Source organism: ANME-2 cluster archaeon, assembly GCA_019429385.1.
Lineage (GTDB): Archaea > Halobacteriota > Methanosarcinia > Methanosarcinales > Methanocomedenaceae > Methanocomedens_B.
On record JAHYIS010000016.1, the window covers coordinates 18,602 to 35,402 of the forward strand.

The 16,801-nt window shown below is 46.2% G+C and carries 14 protein-coding genes; 11 read left to right on the forward strand and 3 right to left on the reverse strand.

Features of this window, described 5'->3' with window-relative positions; translation table 11 throughout:
- Nucleotides 1-4 precede the first annotated feature (4 nt).
- Together K0A89_06955 and K0A89_06960 are read left to right on the forward strand one after the other, a co-directional pair.
- A complete protein-coding gene (locus tag K0A89_06955; protein MBW6518224.1) occupies nucleotides 5-1,177 on the forward strand; it encodes a thiolase domain-containing protein in 1,173 nt (390 codons plus the stop codon).
- 5 nt (nucleotides 1,178-1,182) lie between these two features.
- Nucleotides 1,183-1,572: a Zn-ribbon domain-containing OB-fold protein gene (locus K0A89_06960; protein MBW6518225.1), complete on the forward strand. Its 390-nt coding sequence runs from the start codon at nucleotides 1,183-1,185 to the stop codon at nucleotides 1,570-1,572.
- A gap of 76 nt (nucleotides 1,573-1,648) precedes the next feature.
- On the opposite strand, the gene K0A89_06965 is transcribed toward K0A89_06960, so the two are convergent.
- The 3 genes from K0A89_06965 to K0A89_06975 form a co-directional block, all read right to left on the reverse strand.
- Nucleotides 1,649-3,031, reverse strand: coding sequence for a circadian clock protein KaiC (locus K0A89_06965; GenBank protein MBW6518226.1), 1,383 nt, complete (start codon nucleotides 3,029-3,031; stop codon nucleotides 1,649-1,651).
- Nucleotides 3,032-3,119: 88 nt separating this feature from the next.
- Nucleotides 3,120-5,072 (reverse strand): acetate--CoA ligase, encoded by a 1,953-nt coding sequence (acs, locus tag K0A89_06970; protein MBW6518227.1) that lies wholly within the window; start codon nucleotides 5,070-5,072, stop codon nucleotides 3,120-3,122.
- A gap of 271 nt (nucleotides 5,073-5,343) precedes the next feature.
- Complete coding sequence (locus tag K0A89_06975) at nucleotides 5,344-5,877, reverse strand: J domain-containing protein (GenBank protein MBW6518228.1); 534 nt, start codon at nucleotides 5,875-5,877, stop codon at nucleotides 5,344-5,346.
- A 721-nt stretch (nucleotides 5,878-6,598) separates the two neighbouring features.
- On the opposite strand from K0A89_06975, the gene hyfB (K0A89_06980) reads away from it, so the two are divergent.
- The 9 genes from hyfB (K0A89_06980) to K0A89_07020 all read left to right on the forward strand — a co-directional run bounded on the left by hyfB (K0A89_06980) (nucleotide 6,599) and on the right by K0A89_07020 (nucleotide 16,715).
- Complete coding sequence (hyfB, locus tag K0A89_06980) at nucleotides 6,599-8,623, forward strand: hydrogenase 4 subunit B (GenBank protein MBW6518229.1); 2,025 nt, start codon at nucleotides 6,599-6,601, stop codon at nucleotides 8,621-8,623.
- 168 nt (nucleotides 8,624-8,791) lie between these two features.
- The gene (gene hyfB, locus K0A89_06985; protein ID MBW6518230.1) at nucleotides 8,792-10,807 is read left to right on the forward strand and encodes a hydrogenase 4 subunit B; all 2,016 of its coding nucleotides are present in this window, start codon (nucleotides 8,792-8,794) and stop codon (nucleotides 10,805-10,807) included.
- Nucleotides 10,808-10,809: 2 nt separating this feature from the next.
- Complete coding sequence (locus tag K0A89_06990) at nucleotides 10,810-11,760, forward strand: NADH-quinone oxidoreductase subunit H (protein MBW6518231.1); 951 nt, start codon at nucleotides 10,810-10,812, stop codon at nucleotides 11,758-11,760.
- 2 nt (nucleotides 11,761-11,762) lie between these two features.
- Nucleotides 11,763-12,422: a hypothetical protein gene (locus K0A89_06995; GenBank protein MBW6518232.1), complete on the forward strand. Its 660-nt coding sequence runs from the start codon at nucleotides 11,763-11,765 to the stop codon at nucleotides 12,420-12,422.
- A 5-nt stretch (nucleotides 12,423-12,427) separates the two neighbouring features.
- Nucleotides 12,428-13,882, forward strand: a complete 1,455-nt coding sequence (locus K0A89_07000; protein MBW6518233.1) for a hydrogenase 4 subunit F — start codon at nucleotides 12,428-12,430, stop codon at nucleotides 13,880-13,882.
- Between the two features lie 4 nt (nucleotides 13,883-13,886).
- The gene (locus K0A89_07005; protein MBW6518234.1) at nucleotides 13,887-15,452 is read left to right on the forward strand and encodes an NADH-quinone oxidoreductase subunit C; all 1,566 of its coding nucleotides are present in this window, start codon (nucleotides 13,887-13,889) and stop codon (nucleotides 15,450-15,452) included.
- 8 nt (nucleotides 15,453-15,460) lie between these two features.
- On the forward strand, nucleotides 15,461-15,799 hold the full coding sequence (locus K0A89_07010) for a 4Fe-4S dicluster domain-containing protein (protein ID MBW6518235.1): 339 nt from the start codon (nucleotides 15,461-15,463) through the stop codon (nucleotides 15,797-15,799).
- On the forward strand, nucleotides 15,796-16,284 hold the full coding sequence (locus tag K0A89_07015) for an NADH-quinone oxidoreductase subunit B family protein (GenBank protein ID MBW6518236.1): 489 nt from the start codon (nucleotides 15,796-15,798) through the stop codon (nucleotides 16,282-16,284). The genes K0A89_07010 and K0A89_07015 overlap by 4 nt, the downstream gene beginning before the upstream one ends.
- Complete coding sequence (locus K0A89_07020) at nucleotides 16,281-16,715, forward strand: universal stress protein (protein ID MBW6518237.1); 435 nt, start codon at nucleotides 16,281-16,283, stop codon at nucleotides 16,713-16,715. The genes K0A89_07015 and K0A89_07020 overlap by 4 nt, the downstream gene beginning before the upstream one ends.
- Nucleotides 16,716-16,801: the final 86 nt, after the last annotated feature.

A 16,801-nucleotide genomic window follows, 5' to 3' on the forward strand; every position in this document is an offset into this window, starting at 1 on the left:
GAAAATGAGAGACGTAGCTATTATTGGAATTGGCTGTACTAACTTTGGTGAACTGTGGGACCGTTCCTTCAGGGACCTGTTCGTGGAAGCAGGTGTGATAGCGATCGAGGATGCAGGCATCCAGGGTGAAGAGATTGACAGCATGTATGTTGGTAACATGAGCGGCGGCAGGTTTGTTGAACAGGAACACATAGGCAGTCTCATCGCGGATTATGCCGGGCTAGCCAGTAACCTGCATGTACCTGCTACCAGGGTAGAGGCGGCATGTGCTTCAGGTGGTCTCGCCCTGCGCCAGGCCATTCTTTCCGTAGCTTCCGGACATGATAATATTGTGGTGGCAGCGGGTGCAGAGAAGATGACGGACGTGGGTATGGATACGGCCACTGATGCACTTGCAGCAGCTGCTGACAGGGAATGGGAAGGCATAATGGGCGCCACATTTCCGGGATTGTATGCCATGATAGCAAAACTTCATATGCATACGTATGGCACTACTTCTGAGCAACTTGCAGCAGCCTCTGTGAAAAACCATCATAACGGTACCATGAATCCCATCGCCCAGTTCAAGAATGAAATAAGCATAGATACCGTGCTGAACTCAAATATGGTGGCAGACCCTCTGCATATGTTCGACTGTTCGCCAATATCGGATGGTGCGTCTGCTGTTGTGGTGGCAGCGGCTGATATTGCCAAAAAATATACTGATACACCGGTGTACGTGAAAGCTACAACCCAGGCCAGCGGAACTATCTCCCTGCATGACAGGGCAGATATCACTACACTGGATGCCACAGTGGCAGCAGGACAGAGAGCCTATAAAATGGCACGGATGACACCGGACGATATCGACATGGTAGAGGTTCATGACTGCTTTAGCATAGCTGAGATCTGTGCCATCGAAGACCTGGGATTTTTCAGGAAAGGGGATGGCGGCAGGGCCACCGAAGCAGGCGATACTGCTATTGGCGGGCGAATACCGGTGAATACATCAGGCGGCCTGAAAGCGTGCGGACACCCGGTCGGCGCCACAGGTATCAAGCAGGCTGTGGAAATTACCCAGCAATTGCGTGGAACTGCAGGCAAGCGCCAGGTGGACGGCGCCGAAGTTGGCATGACCCATAACGTGGGCGGTTCCGGCGGTACTGCTGTTGTGCATATACTTTCGAGGAACAGGTGATCTAAATGACAGTAGCGAGATTCTGGAGAAAGATTCCCAACAGGTATAATCTGATAGGTACCCACTGTACCACCTGTGGAGAACATTATTTCCCGCCAAGGCAGATGTGTCCTACCTGCCGCAGGGATGGAAAAATGGAAGACCACAAGTTCGAGGGTAAAGGCAAAGTTGTTACCTATACTGTTATTCATACTGCCGCCAAGGGCTATGAAATGCAGACACCCTATAACCTGGCGATCATAAAACTGGACGAGGGGCCGTCCCTGACCGGACAGGTGGTATGTGACCAGAACGAAATGGAGATTGGGATGAGGGTCCGCTCAGTGTTCAGGAAACTTGGCGAAGAAAGCGAGAAAGGCATGATCTATTACGGTACGAAGTTCATACCGGAATAGGTCATTTTATTTTTGCTTCTTTTATTTTGTGATTCATTTTTTGTTGTTTTTCTTTTTTTTACTTTTTTGATTTTTGCTATTTCACGGCAAATCCTTTCTGGACTATCTCAATTCCTCTATCCCCGATAATATATTTCCGCGCAGACCTGTCATGGTCGGTGCCCCTCAGTTTCAGGATAGACATGGCACGTTCGTACCGGTTTTGATGGTCCAGGAAATAGAGCATGATGATGCCGTCTGCAAGGGATGATATTCCCGGTCCGGGCATCTTTTCCGGACTGAACAGTTCTGGAACTTCGTTGGTAAGCATTGTCGTGACTCCCCTGCCTTTTAAGAAATCGATGAGCAGACGGATATGGTTCTTGAGGTCGAGTGCATCTGGCAGTGCAGATTCAAGGTTGTACACACCATCATAGAACAACCGCTTTGCATCCAACTCCTCCACATAGGATTTTATTATCAGGTTATGTTCGTCAGGCAGGATAGTGTTAGGATTTGAATAGAAAATATGTAGCTGCCCGTTCTTGATAAATCCATCAAGGTCCCATCCCATCCTGCTTGCCTCATGCATCAATTGTTCCTGCTTCTCCTCAAAAAGCACAATGATGCCGTGTTCGCCCAGTTCAAGACCTGCACACATAAATTGAAGCCCCATTATGGTCTTGCCTGCACCGGCACCGCCATTGACAACGATAAAAGATTGCTCTGGAATGCCCCCCCGCATCATATCGTCAAGGTCTTTCACACCAGTAGATAATCTTCCCTGGCCTACCGACCGGGGGGCGGAAGTGGAATCCAGTTTAGGGAATATGGATATGCCCTTTGAGTTGATCTTGAACTCATGCGCAGAAGACGTATTGTTCATATTGTGCCCCATCCCGCGCCATTTCATTATTTCCATCTTCCGGACTACTCTATCCCCGCTCAATTCCCTGTCAAGAAAGATGATACCATCGGCAATATGGGGGAGTATGGACTGGTGTAACTGGGGCCGGTTCAGCTCTCCTGTGACCATGGTCTGGGCGGACCAGTCCTGTATCATGGCATCAAAAGAGTAGGCGAAACGACGTTTTTCGTGAGATGGAAACCCAAATCCCAGGGTATCAAGGGGATTTATTACAAGCCGGTCCGGATTCGTGGAAGCAAGGATATTCCCCATATCGAGCAGTGTTGTCAGCGGGTCTTTTTCGGCTGTAGAACGGTCTATGGGCCGGACAAGTACTTTTTCACTGAAAAAAGGATAACAACGGAGATAATCCATCAATTTGTTGAACGATTGGGAGGTAATAGGCATATATACTGCCGTTTCCCCGTTCTCTGCTGCATGTGATAATGATTGAAGCACAAAGGTGGTCTTTCCCGCTCCCGCAGTCCCTGCGATGAGTATCAGGGAGGGTTTGGGCAGACCACCGCCCAGCACTTCGTCCAGATATGCAATACCACTGGGGCAGTGTTTCATACTAGTACCATTATGTTTTAACCTATTAAACTTGTGCAAAATAGGCATTAACTACTTTTATTCGATACGTACTTCGATGGAACGACTGCTAATTCTTGTTATTCACAGCATCTTCTATTCCTTTCACAGCTTCAGGATTTGCCAGTGTGGAGATATCACCCACTTCTTTTGAAATGAGGGCTGAACGCACTACCCGTCGCATGATCTTGCCGCTTCGGGTCTTGGGAAGGTCGTCCACGAAATAAATGATGTCTGGCCTGGCTATCTTGCCTATCTCTTCTCCGACATGATTGCGAAGGGTCTTCATCAGTTCATCTCCTGGCTCAACACCCATCTTTAACACCACGAATGCTGCAATGCTCTCACCTTTAATATCATCGGGCCTGCCTACCACAGCGGCTTCGCTCACTGATGAATGGCTGACCAGGGCTGATTCAACTTCAGAATTCCCTATCCTGTGCCCGGATACATTGAGCACATCATCACCCCTGCCCTGTATCCAGAAGTAGCCGTCACTGTCTACCCTGGCGATGTCGCCTGATTTGAAATCACCCTGTTCGGTCCAGTATTTTTCCACGTATCGCCGGGGTTCATTATAGAGAGTGCGCAGCATGGATGGCCAGGGTGATGTGAGTACCAGGCTACCCCCTTCATTCACAACGGGTTTGCCTTCAGGGTCATGCACTTTTGCACCGAAACCGGGTAGTGGCCTAGTCGCAGACCCGGGTTTCAATGGCAAAAATGGCAGCGGAGAAATGACAAAACACCCGGTCTCGGTCTGCCACCACGTGTCCATGATCGGGCACCGGCTTTTACCAATTTTTTCATAGTACCACATCCAGGCTTCCGGATTGATGGGTTCGCCCACAGTACCAAGCAGTCTCAGGCTGCTCATATCATCCTTTTGAGTCCATTCATCACCAAAGCGCATATGCATCCTGATGGATGTTGGGGAAGTATAGAGCACGGTAATACCGTGACGTGCTACCATTTCCCACAGCCGGTTCGGTTCGGGATGGGCTGGAGCGCCTTCATAGAGCACCGAAGTGATACCCAGCATGAGCGGCCCAAACACAATGTAACTGTGTCCAGTGATCCAGCCTATGTCAGCGGAACACCACCACACGTCCTCCGGTTTGAGGTCAAAGACCCATTTAAGGGTGAGGGCTACTCCTACCGAGTAGGTGTGCACGTGTACTACGCCTTTGGGTTTACCTGTGGTACCCGAGGTATACAGGATAAAGAGAGGGTCTTCCGAGTCCATGATCTCTGCGTTGCATTCATCAGGCTGGTCAGCGAGCAGGTCGTGCCACCATATATCCCGTTTACGCATGGGTACATCGCACTGCGCCCATTGATAGCAAATAGTATGTTCAATGCCAGTACCCTTGACTGCTTCATCGGCCAGGGCTTTAAGGCTGATGACCTTGCCTTTTCTCCAGAACCCATCTGCTGTGATGAGGACCTTCGCGCCCGAATCCTGTATCCTGTCCTGGAGTGCGCGGGGGCTGAAACCCGAGAATACGACACTGTGTATGGCACCTATCCGGGCGCAGGCGAGCATGGCAATGGGCAAGGCTGGTATCATAGGCATATAGAGGGCCACCCGGTCGCCTTTACCCACACCCAGGCGTTTCAGGCCGTTGGCCAACCGGTTGACTTCGTGATACAGGTCATGGTAGGTGAGTTCAGTGACGTTGCCCTGTTCCGATTCAAAGATGTATGCCACTTTGTTCTCGGTGGATGTTCCCATGTGACGATCGAGGGCATCATGAACGATATTGTACTTGCCCTTGGTGAACCAGTGGTAGAAAGGGGCATCTGAACTGTCCAGTACTTTGTCATAGGGGCTGTACCATTCTACAAGGTCTTTTTCCACTTCTCCCCAGAACCATTCGATGTCCTTACTGCGCTGGTAGAGGGTCTCAATGTCAGGGATGTTATGTGCATCCATCCACTGCTTTACATTGCTGTTCTCAACGATCTCTTTCGGGGGATAGAACGTGCGTTTTTCCCCAAGTAGTACATCCACGTTTGACATTTTTAATACTCCGTTTTAGTTATGATAATGCTAATTTCGTGGTTAGGGGGGATAAGCATTTCTGATGGGAAGGGACAGGAATCGTGAATGAAATTGATTTATTCAAGATAATTTCCGAACATCCATGCATATACCTCGAATTTTGTGAAGGGGTTGTTGACCATGGTGTATCTCCTAAAAGGAAAAATCGGTACTGCCCTGAATTATTCCACATAATAAGGAAACAATGAATAATTAAATGAATTTTTAATACCGCGAGGTCTGAAGTGACCTAAGTCAATTCTCTCTTCAGTATCTTATGTGCAATATTAAGCATCTTGAATTTTTCAGTGTCCCCCGTTGACATATCCGGGTGCAATTCTTTTGCCATCGCCTTGTATTTTGTATGAATTATCTCAAAATCAGTCTCATCCGGGTCGCAACCAAAGAACTCTCGCGCCTCTTTGCGCCTAATATCAACATCTTTATCCTCTTTGAACTCTGAAATAAAATCGGATAATGTATTTTTCTCAGACATCACCAGATTTGCCTGGATCTCAATTACTTTGAATATAACATGAAGATTTTCTACATATTTACTTTGCAGGTTATGACTATACTGCATTCGATAACCTGACAGGTACCAGGTTGCAGAAGCCTTGGCTTTTTTAGTCGCTATATTTTCAAGAGGGATGTGAATGTCATTTTCGTTAACACCGATCCTTCTCAAAACCGTAACAATATTATTCTTATATTGCAGAGCTCTTCGATTACCAGCGTTGTTAACAATTATTGGACCGATTTCGTGTCCTTTTATTTTTACCATGTTGATTCACTCATTTTTGTTTGTGAAGACTTCTCTAGGGTTATGCTCCTTTATAAGATAATATGTAGATTCAAAAATTAGTACCCTTTTTTAACTATCACATATATTTATGTATAATCACCCCCACATATAATATGTATCTGTTCTCATGATTACAGATATCTGCAATCCATGGGAAGGGGTATCATCTTGGATATGATTTTCGTCACAGCAATTGCTGCTGTTTGACGAAGAGAAATAGAAAATATAAGAGGTGAATTGAAATGGCGGATAAAGTTTCAAAAGCAGAAAGTGATAGATTGAAGAAATTCAATGAACAGCTCAGAGCAAGAAAAGCTCCTCTGCCTAAGAAATAATTTTTTATCCAATCGTATAATTGGATTAATTAGGATGGAAATGAGAGTCCAGTATCACTATAGCAAAGTTTGAATAAGACTTTAATATAGTCAATGGACTCTTTTTTTCAATATTTTTTTTCATTATGCTCCCCAAAGTAAAATCACCCAATTAACGTGACTCAATTTAATCCTGAGTTTACACCATGAAACGAAGGAAGAGCCCTTATCCATAAAAAAATCGTATTTAAAAATTCCCGAAAATTTTAAATACTTGTATAACCTCAAGATTTACCTGTTTATTATAAAAAGCTGGTATTTCACTATCGAGTTCGATTGCGGATATGACTATAACAGAATAGCAGAGGTCTGAAATTTTTTTAATGATGATATCTACGAATCTGTTTTTTGGAATAGTAGGTACATATTTATCAGGTGCAGTGCTGGCCATCATCCTTCATAAAAAAGATTATCTCGCCACGTATGCATCTTTCGTAAGCTCGATCATTGCATCCATTCTCGGAACTGTTTTTTCCTTATCAGTGATATTCGGAAGTGATATTTCCTTTGAATTGCCCGGAACATCCCTGATACATTTCGGCTTTTTTATCGATAAGCTTTCCGCATTTTTCATATTAGTTATATCCATTACCGTTTTTGCAGTCTCCATCTATTCCCTGGGTTATGTAAAGGAGTATTTTGGGAAAAAGGATATCGGTTACCTTGGTTTTTTGTATAATACATTCATCCTGTCAATGATCCTTGTAACCACCTGCAATAATGCCATCTTCTTTTTGATCGCCTGGGAAGTGATGTCAGTAATATCTTATTTCCTTGTATTATATGAACATGAAAAACCGCAAACAAGGAAAGCCGGTTTTATCTACATAGTGATGACCCATATCGGAACAGGGTTCATAATCATATCATTCCTGATATTTATTGGTGCAAGCGGCAGTTTCGATTTTGATACGTTCGTGGGTGCTGGTACACAACTGCCACCATTTTTAAAGAACCTCGCATTTTTATTCGCACTTCTCGGTTTCGGGACAAAGGCCGGTATCGTCCCATTGCACATCTGGCTCCCTTATGCTCACCCGGCCGCACCCAGCAATGTATCGGCACTGATGTCCGGGGTAATGATCAAGACTGCTATATACATGTTCATCAGGGTCTTTTTTGATTTCCTGGGAGCTACTGAATTGTGGTGGGGAATACTACTTCTGGTCTTAGCCTCGGTATCGGCGCTTGTGGGAGTAATGTATGCATTGATGGAACATGATATGAAACGACTGCTTGCCTACCACAGCGTTGAAAATATTGGCATCATCCTGATTGGAGTGAGCATTGCCATGATCTTCATGTCTTCGGGACAGCCTGAACTGGCGGCATTTGGATTGATCGCCGGGCTCTATCACCTGGTAAACCATGCAGTATTCAAATCCCTGCTCTTTATGGGAGCCGGTTCATTGATCTATTCGACCCATACAAAAAATATCGAAGATTACGGAGGACTCATAAAAAAGATGCCCTGGACTGCCCTTTTTTTCCTGATCGGAGCCATCTCGATTTCGGCTCTGCCCCCATTTAATGGTTTTGTGAGCGAATGGCTTACGTTCCAGGCCCAGTTGCTCAGTATCAATCTTACTGATAACATTACGAAAATTGCGGTACTTTTCAGCGGGGCAGGTCTCGCCCTCACCAGTGCCCTGGCAGCAGCTTGTTTCGTTAAGGCATTTGGCATAAGTTTTCTTGCAATCCCAAGAAGCCATCACGCAGAGGACGCAAAAGAGGTACCCATCTCAATGTTGACCGGAATGGGCATTCTTTCAATTGCATGCATTGCTCTTGGCGTTTTGCCATGGTATATTGTCAGGATTCTTGATTCAATATCCATGCAACATGTAGGAACAAGTATAGGTTCCAGGATGGGGGGTGGACTTTTTATTACTTCACTGTCTGAGCATCCTGCAAGTATTTCCCCCCTTGTTATCGCCCTCCTGGTATTCGTTGTACTGCCCCTGCCATTCATTGTGTATCTTTATGTACGCCGGACCTCCATACGGGAATATGAGACCTGGGGATGTGGCCAACCCGTAATTGGTTCACGAAATGAATATACTTCAACAGCTTTCTCAAAACCCATACGCATGTGGTTCGCCAATATCTACCGGCCTCACAGGGAGATCCAGACCACGTACACTGATTCCCCGTACCTTAAAAAAAGGATTATTTTCGATTCACAAATAAATCCGGTATTTGAAAAGTATTTGTATGGTCCTGTCATCTGGATCGTTCTTAATATATCAAGACTGATGACGCTTATCCAGACCGGATACATACAAACATATCTCCTTTACATACTCATCACCCTGGTAATTGCATTGATATATGTAGGTAGTGGAGGATGACATTTGAAGATGATTTTCTTAGGGTTAGGATTAAATACTGGATTGCATGTAATACAGAGCTCTATTAATAAAAAATAAATGATTACAAGAGTTGATTTTCAAAACAATTAGGTCATGCCTTGTTTGTGCCAATAGCGTTTGTTGGTAAAATATTTTTTTTGGTGAATTATGATACATGATTATTTATTTATTGGACTAATAGTTTTTTATATTGCAGGTGCCTCATCATCACTCATACTGAACAGAAACGATAGACTATGCACGTATACTGCTTTCACCAGTGCTGCTCTTGCAGCCATTATCGGGATTGTGTTTTCGATTTCAGTGATTTTTGGTGACACATACACCTTCGATCTTCCAAGCTCCAGCTTCCTGGCTAATGGCCTTTTTATTGACAACCTATCAGCATTTTTTATTCTCGTAATATCAATATCCGTATTTGCAGTTTCCCTATACTCGATCGGGTATGTCAGGGAATATTTCGGAAAAAAAAATATCGGGTACCTGGGTTTTCTCTATAACCTGTTCATTATTTCAATGATCCTGGTGGTAAGTGCAAATAATGCCATCATGTTCCTGATAGTCTGGGAAGTGATGTCAATAATTTCCTATTTCCTTGTGGTTTATGAACATGAAAAGCAGGAGAACAGGAAAAACGGTATTATCTATTTGATAATGACCCATATCGGTACTGGTTTTATTATCATGTCCTTTCTGATATTTGCCGGGACCAGTGGCAGCTTCAGCTTTGACTCTTTCCGCCTGGCAGGCTCGAATATGCCGTTCATGCTCAGGGATGCAGCCTTCCTGTTTGCCCTTATTGGTTTTGGAACAAAGGCAGGTATCGTCCCCCTTCATATCTGGCTTCCGTATGCCCACCCAGTGGCGCCCAGTAATGTTTCAGCACTCATGTCAGGAGTCATGATCAAGACTGCCATCTTTATGCTTATAAGGGTCAGCTTCGATTTTCTCGGAGCAAGCGAACCATGGTGGGGTTATCTGGTACTTATGGCCGGCACCGTATCAGCTTTGCTGGGCATTTTATATGCCATAATGGAACCTGATATCAAGAAGATGCTTGCATTCAGCAGTATTGAGAATATTGGTATTATCCTGATCGGTATCGGTGCTTCAATGGTCTTTTTGTCTGGCGGTCATCCAGGTCTTTCATCCCTGGCAGCAATTGCCGCCCTTTACCACCTGCTGAACCATTCAGTATTCAAGAGTCTATTGTTCATGGGGGCGGGTGCAGTCATATTTTCAACGCATACAAAAAATCTGGAACATCTGGGCGGACTTATCAAGAAGATGCCGGTTAGCAGCGTCCTTATCCTGATCGGGATATTATCCATTTCAGCATTACCGCCGTTTAGCGGTTTTGTAAGCGAGTGGCTTACATTCCAATCATTGCTCCAGAGTTTCAATGTGCATGATAACTTTGCCATGATCACATTATCGGTCAGTGCAGCAGTGCTGGCATTGACTGGCGCCCTTGCTGCCTATTGTTTCATAAAGACCTTTGGCATAGGATTCCTGGCACTTCCGCGAAGTGAACATGCGGCAAATGCAATTGAAGTAAACAGACCAATGCTTTTGGGAATGGGAATTCTGGCATTATTATCGTTATTACTGGGGATACTGCCCGTATATGTCCTGCCTGTATTGGATAGAATTGTCAGGACATTCACCGGTGCAAACAGCCCCGTAGTATCAGGGTCTGTCGGGACCATTATTCTACCATCCCAGATCTCTCTTTCCCCACCAGTGCTGTTACTGTTGCTGTTAGTGCCTTTATTGATACTGATTCTGATTCTGACACGCGCAGGTAATCAGCGAGTATATGAGACCTGGGGTTGCGGCCAGCCCCGATCCTGTGCGAGACAGGAATATACTTCAGCAGCATTTTCAAAACCGGTTCAGATATGGTTTAAAAACCTCTACAGGCCGGTAGATGAGACCCAGGCAACATATTCCTCATCCACATTTATTAAAGATTCATTCAAATTTGAATCTTCAATAGCGCAATTATTTGAGCTCTATCTCTATAACCCTGTAATCAGCTTCGTCCAGTCAAGGTCAAGAAGGGTCAAGATCATCCAGACAGGCAGTATCCATGCATATCTTGCATATATCTTCGCAACACTTGTTATTCTTTTCATGACCGTGATAGCAGGAGGTACCTGACAATGTTAACACAAATCGCCATTATTTTTCTCCAGATACTTATCATCCTTACCTTGGCCCCGCTCTTAAGTGGAATTATTAAAAAAATAAAAGCCGTCTTCCAGATACGTAAAGGCCCCGGCATTTTCCAGCCATATTTCGATCTTGCAAAGCTCATGCGCAAAGATTCAGTGGTATCGAAAGAAGTATCCTGGATATTCCATGCAGCACCGCTCGTTTCTTTTGTAGCGGTACTCACAGCGGGTCTTATGGTCCCTATCTATATTACAATAATGCCCTTTGGCTTTGCCGGGGACCTCATCGCAGTCGTCTACTTATTCGCCCTGGCCCGGTTCTTTATTGCCCTGGCGTCGCTGGATGCAGGAAGTGCGTTCGGGGGGATGGGCGGCAGCCGTGAGATGTTCGTGGCTGCAATGGTGGAACCTGCATTGATGCTGTCCATTTTTGCAGTGGCGCTCAATGTCGGCTCAACAAACCTCGGCTACATTGCACAGACCGTGTCGATGATGGGATTTGAAGGTCTGTCCCCATACCAGATGCTGGCATTTGTGGCATTATTTGTCATTGCAATAGCAGAGACCGGACGCATCCCGGTGGATAATCCAGCTACGCATCTTGAACTTACTATGATACACGAGGCCATGATATTGGAATACTCGGGCCGGCAGCTGGCAATAATCGAACTGGGGTCAATGATGAAACAACTGCTGGTCTTCTCTCTCCTTGCGAACATATTTTTCCCCTGGGGAATAGCCACAGGCTGGAATGCAACAGCCATACTTGTGTCCATCATGGTTTTCGCCATAAAGATAGTGATCCTCGGCGCGTTCATGGCCGTGATCGAAACCTCTACTGCAAAATGGAGGTTGTTCAGGCTGCCTGAATTATTATCGTTCTCGCTTATGCTTTCGTTCCTGGCAATTGTTTCGTTCATTATTGTAAAAGGAGGATAAACATGTCAGAACTGATACTCGGGTCTGAACTGGTACAATTGATCATAGCCTTGATCCTGGTCACCACGTTTATGATACTGAGCTCGAAACGATTGTATTCATGTGTCAGGGCATTTAGCATCCAGTCATTATTACTGGCGTGCGTTGCCGGTATTGTTGCATATTCTACAGGAAAATTTGATATTTATATCGTGGCATTCTTGACCCTGGTAATAAAAGCAGCCATAATCCCGTATATATTCATTTATATAATCAATGAGATAAAGGTCAAGAAAGAAGTGGAACTGTATGTCAACATCTCACCCTCATTGATCATTGGCGGTGTGCTGTTTGTTATTTCGTATTATTTAATTAAATCCATCCATATCCTGTCAGAACTGTCCAGCCTGAGCCTGTCAGCTTCCATGTCACTGGTCTCCATCGGGCTTTTCATAATGATAAGCCGCAAAAAGGCATTGATGCAGATGCTGGGGATCCTGATAATGGAAAACGGGTTGTTCCTGGGAGCTATATCGCTTACCTATGGTATGCCGCTGCTCGTTGAATTGGGTATCTTTTTTGATGTATTGATAGGTGTGCTGATAATGGGTATACTGATCTTCAGGATAAACCGGACGTTCGAAAGTATTGATACAGACATGCTAAAAACATTGATCGGGTGATAAAAATGATAGAATATCTTCTCCTTGCTCCCTTGCTTACCAGTATATTGTGCGCCTTCACAAACAGTCGAAAACAGATTGAGACCATAAGCATCGCAGGTTCCATTACCACCCTGGGTCTTGGCCTGGTACTCGTATACAACGTGTTCAGATACGGGCCTATCGTCACATGGGAAAATTCCCTCTTTGCCGACGCTTTCAGCGCATTTATTGTATTGATCGTTTCCCTGGTCGGTTTCGTGGCATCGATGTATTCGATCGGGTATATGGGCCACGAATTCGAACATGGCATAATGGATGTCAAAAAGCTGAAACTGTATTATATCCTGTACCATCTCTTCATGTTCACGATGCTGCTGGTGGGTGTTACCAATAACCTGGGATTATGGATAGCCATCGAGATGACCACCCTGGTATCAGCACTCTTAATGATCCTGTACTCCAGGAAATCCTCAATTGAAGCTGCCTGGAAATATATGGTTATCTGTACCGTAGGTATCACGTTCGCACTCTTCGGGACCATACTCACCTATTATGCTGCAGTAAAGATACTGGGAGAAACAGGAAATGCACTGAACTGGACCTCTCTTATCGAAGTTGCCGACCAGTTCGACCCCACTATAATGAAGCTGGCCTTCATATTCATCCTTATTGGATACGGTACCAAGGCAGGGCTTGCCCCCATGCATACCTGGCTGCCTGATGCCCACAGCGAGGCACCCACTCCCGTCAGTGCCCTGCTCTCAGGCGTGCTGCTCAACTGTGCCATGTACGGTATCATCCGTTTTTATACCATTGCTACGGCTTCCACAGGTGATGCCTTTACCAGCAACCTCCTGATCATATTCGGGCTGTTGTCCCTGGGTATTGCGGTACCGTTCATTATCCTGCAGGAAGATTACAAACGCTTACTGGCGTACAGCAGCGTGGAACATATGGGAATAATAGCCATAGGGATCGGGTTTGGTGGTACGTTCGGCATCCTTGGCGCAATACTTCACATGTTCAATCACGCCATGACAAAATCCCTGATGTTCTTTGCTGTGGGGAATGTCCTGCTAAAGCATGACACAAAAGAGATCAGCAAGGTGAGCGGGATCGTGAAATCAATGCCAGTGACCGGTACGATGCTCATTCTGGGAGGGCTTGCCATCACTGGTTCACCTCCATTCAGTATCTTCATAAGTGAATTTACCATACTTGCATCAGGGTTCTCGCAGGGGCATGTGGTCTCGTCAGTACTGTTATTGTTATTTATTATCATGATATTTGCCGGCTTTTTCAATCATATCAGTAACATGGCATTCGGGATACCAAAAACCGGGATAATAACTGGAGATATGAGCAGATGGACGCTGGGAGCCATGGGAATTTTACTTGTGTTCGTACTGTTCCTGGGAATATATATTCCCACGTTCTTCTATGATATGCTGATGCAAGTGGTCGAGATTGTGGGATGATACGATGAGAATCTATAGAGAAGCATTACGCAAAGAATTTGGCAGCACTATCATTGAAGAGTCCCTGAACCTGAACGAGGTCTATCTCACCGTAGAGAAGGAATCGCTCATTAAGATGTGTAACTGCCTGTACTACCATTTTGGTCTGCCCCTTATCCTCATCTTCGCCACCGACGAGAGGAAAAAGACAGGCAATTTTATCCTGCATTATGTATTTTCCGTTGATTCCGGGGACTCGTTCATTATCCTAAAGATACATGTCAATGAAACTATGCCGCAGTTCCGCTCCCTTACTCCCGTGATCCCGGCAGCCAACTGGTACGAGCGGGAGATACAGGATATGTTCGGACTGCGGCCGGTGGGTCATCCAGACCCGAGGCGCCTGGTCATGTTCGAGGACTGGCCTGATGGATTGTATCCTTTGAGAAAGGATTTTGATATCGCTGCAAAACCGCCACGCGTGGAGGGGGAGTATGTGTACCGCCGTGTGGAAGGCGAGGGCGTCTATGAGATACCGGTGGGGCCCGTGCATGCAGGGGTAATTGAACCCGGACACTTCAGGTTCAGCGTGGCAGGAGAGCCTATCATCAATCTGGAGATACGGCATTTCTATACCCATAAGGGTGTGGAAAAGCTGTTCGAGAATATCTCAATAGATAAAGGGGTATTCCTGGCAGAACGGGTATCCGGTGATAACTCGGTGGCACATGCCGTGGCTTTTTGCCAGGCCATAGAAAAGCTGGCAGGTATCGGGGTCCCGTCCCGTGCGCAATATATCAGGACGATACTGCTGGAGCTTGAACGGCTGTACAATCACCTGGGAGACATTGCAGGGATCGCTACTGATGTGGCCTTTGCAGCCGGTGCAGCTCATGCCAACAAACTGAAAGAAGATGTTATGCGATTGAACGAGGTTGTTACCGGAAGCAGGCTGTTAAGAGGCATGAACGCCATCGGAGGCGTGAGGCGGGATATCGGTCATAAGAAAGAAGAAATCCTGCTTGCACTCACCTCACTGGATGATCATTTCCGGGAGTTTATCGAGATGCTGCTGGAAACATCTTCTGTGCTGGAAAGGATTGAAACCACGGGTCGCATCAGTAATGATACGGCAAAAGCCTTGCATGTGGTTGGTCCGGCAGGACGTGCATCAGGAATAGACAGGGATACAAGGCGGGACCATCCGTATGCAGCGTATCCAAACCTTGATTTCAACGTGCCGGTGCGCAATGACGGGGATGTGTATGCACGGACAAGGATACGCTCTCATGAGGTGTTTGAATCCATCAGTATAATACAGCAGGCACTTGCATCTTTACCGGAAGGTGATATTGATGCCAGGGTAAAGGATGTCCCTGACGGGTATGCATTCGGATATACTGAAGCCCCGAGGGGAGAGAACCTGTACTGGGTGATGGTCAGGGACGGGAGGATCGAACGGTGTAAGGTACGTGACCCCTCATTTTGCAACTGGCTTTCAATTGAATATGCAGTGCTTGATAATATCGTGCCTGACTTTCCCATTATCAACAAGAGCCTGAGCCTGTCCTACTCTGGCAATGATATGTAGGTGATACTATGTTAAAAATCCTAGAAATGACCCTGAAAACGGGAATCCAGACCACGAAATATCCACAAGAACCGGATATTGCCCCGCTCGATTTCCGTGGAAAACCGGACCTATTCCCAGATACATGTACCTTTTGCGGGGAATGTGCCGCAGTGTGCCCTTCCAACGTGATAGAACTCAGGGAAGAGAAGGGGGAAATGGTGCTTACTTTGTCATACTGTGGATGTATATTCTGTGGCCGTTGCGAGGAGGTATGTTCTCAAGATGCGATCAAACTTACACAGGAATATGAAATGGCTTCCAGGACAAGGGATGACCTGTTGAGTATAATTCGGAGGAACGTATGACGATTGAAGATGAGGTCCAGATAATGGGGCAGCAGTTGCGCTCCAGAATAACGAAGATATTCGGCCGCTCGCTGCATATACGTGAAGTGGATGCTGGTTCATGCAATGGCTGCGAGGTTGAAGTGAACTCACTCTCAAATCCAATCTACGATATTGAGCGGTTCGGTGTACATATCGTGGCTTCTCCCCGCCATGCGGATATGCTGCTGGTGACCGGTCCGGTTACAAGGAACATGGAACTTGCCCTGCTCAAGACCTATAATGCAACCCCTTCACCCAAACTGGTGGCCGCCATGGGGTCATGTGCATGCAATGGCGGGATATTTGGCGATACGTACGCAAGCGGCGGTGGTGTTGACAGGGTATTGCCGGTGGATATCTATATCCCTGGCTGTCCCCCCAGGCCCCAGGCCGTGATATTCGGCCTGATGATGGCAATGAATAGATTCGAGCAGAAGATCAAAAGAACAGAGGTAGTAGCATGACGAAATACGAGATCCTAATGGCGACCGACGGCTCGGTATGGGGCAAGAAAGCTGAGATAGCGGCCATGAAGATAGCCAGGTCCTACAATATTCGTATTGCAGCTATTTACGTAGCCGTGGCAAGGAAGGATTCGACCCGGGAGGAGCTGGTGGCAAAAGGGGAGGAAGTGCTCAAGCGTGTGGTTGAGATCGGGGAAGAGATGGGCGTCGAGGTGCACAAGATCCTGGTGGGGGTCAGCATACAGCGGATGCCGAAGAAAGGGCAATGTGCAGAATCCATTGCCAGGGCCATTCTGGACGCTGCAGACCAGTACAAAGTACATACTATTGTAATGGGCAGCAAGGGTGAGAGTGAGTTCGACCGTGAGATGGGAAGCGTGGCGCTTGAAGTGGTCAGAAAGGCCAGGTGCACTGTACTGGTGGCACGATAATACTTTTGTTGGTACAAGGCCCGAAGCGATCCGTTGGACTGTAACCTGCCGCACAGGTCCGGTCTTTCAATCCTGACTTTCAGGCT

Excerpts from the sequence above, each read along its gene's own strand:
- K0A89_07015 (MBW6518236.1), top strand. The coding sequence starts at position 15,796 with ATGACGATTGAAGATGAGGTCCAGATAATGGGGCAGCAGTTGCGCTCC.
- K0A89_07000 (MBW6518233.1), top strand. The coding sequence starts at position 12,428 with ATGATAGAATATCTTCTCCTTGCTCCCTTGCTTACCAGTATATTGTGC.
- hyfB (MBW6518230.1), top strand. The coding sequence starts at position 8,792 with ATGATACATGATTATTTATTTATTGGACTAATAGTTTTTTATATTGCA.
- K0A89_06995 (MBW6518232.1), top strand. The coding sequence starts at position 11,763 with ATGTCAGAACTGATACTCGGGTCTGAACTGGTACAATTGATCATAGCC.
- K0A89_06975 (MBW6518228.1), bottom strand. The coding sequence starts at position 5,877 with ATGGTAAAAATAAAAGGACACGAAATCGGTCCAATAATTGTTAACAAC.
- K0A89_06955 (MBW6518224.1), top strand. The coding sequence starts at position 5 with ATGAGAGACGTAGCTATTATTGGAATTGGCTGTACTAACTTTGGTGAA.
- K0A89_07020 (MBW6518237.1), top strand. The coding sequence starts at position 16,281 with ATGACGAAATACGAGATCCTAATGGCGACCGACGGCTCGGTATGGGGC.
- K0A89_07005 (MBW6518234.1), top strand. The coding sequence starts at position 13,887 with ATGAGAATCTATAGAGAAGCATTACGCAAAGAATTTGGCAGCACTATC.
- K0A89_06965 (MBW6518226.1), bottom strand. The coding sequence starts at position 3,031 with ATGAAACACTGCCCCAGTGGTATTGCATATCTGGACGAAGTGCTGGGC.
- acs (MBW6518227.1), bottom strand. The coding sequence starts at position 5,072 with ATGTCAAACGTGGATGTACTACTTGGGGAAAAACGCACGTTCTATCCC.
- K0A89_06990 (MBW6518231.1), top strand. The coding sequence starts at position 10,810 with ATGTTAACACAAATCGCCATTATTTTTCTCCAGATACTTATCATCCTT.
- hyfB (MBW6518229.1), top strand. The coding sequence starts at position 6,599 with ATGATATCTACGAATCTGTTTTTTGGAATAGTAGGTACATATTTATCA.
- K0A89_07010 (MBW6518235.1), top strand. The coding sequence starts at position 15,461 with ATGTTAAAAATCCTAGAAATGACCCTGAAAACGGGAATCCAGACCACG.
- K0A89_06960 (MBW6518225.1), top strand. The coding sequence starts at position 1,183 with ATGACAGTAGCGAGATTCTGGAGAAAGATTCCCAACAGGTATAATCTG.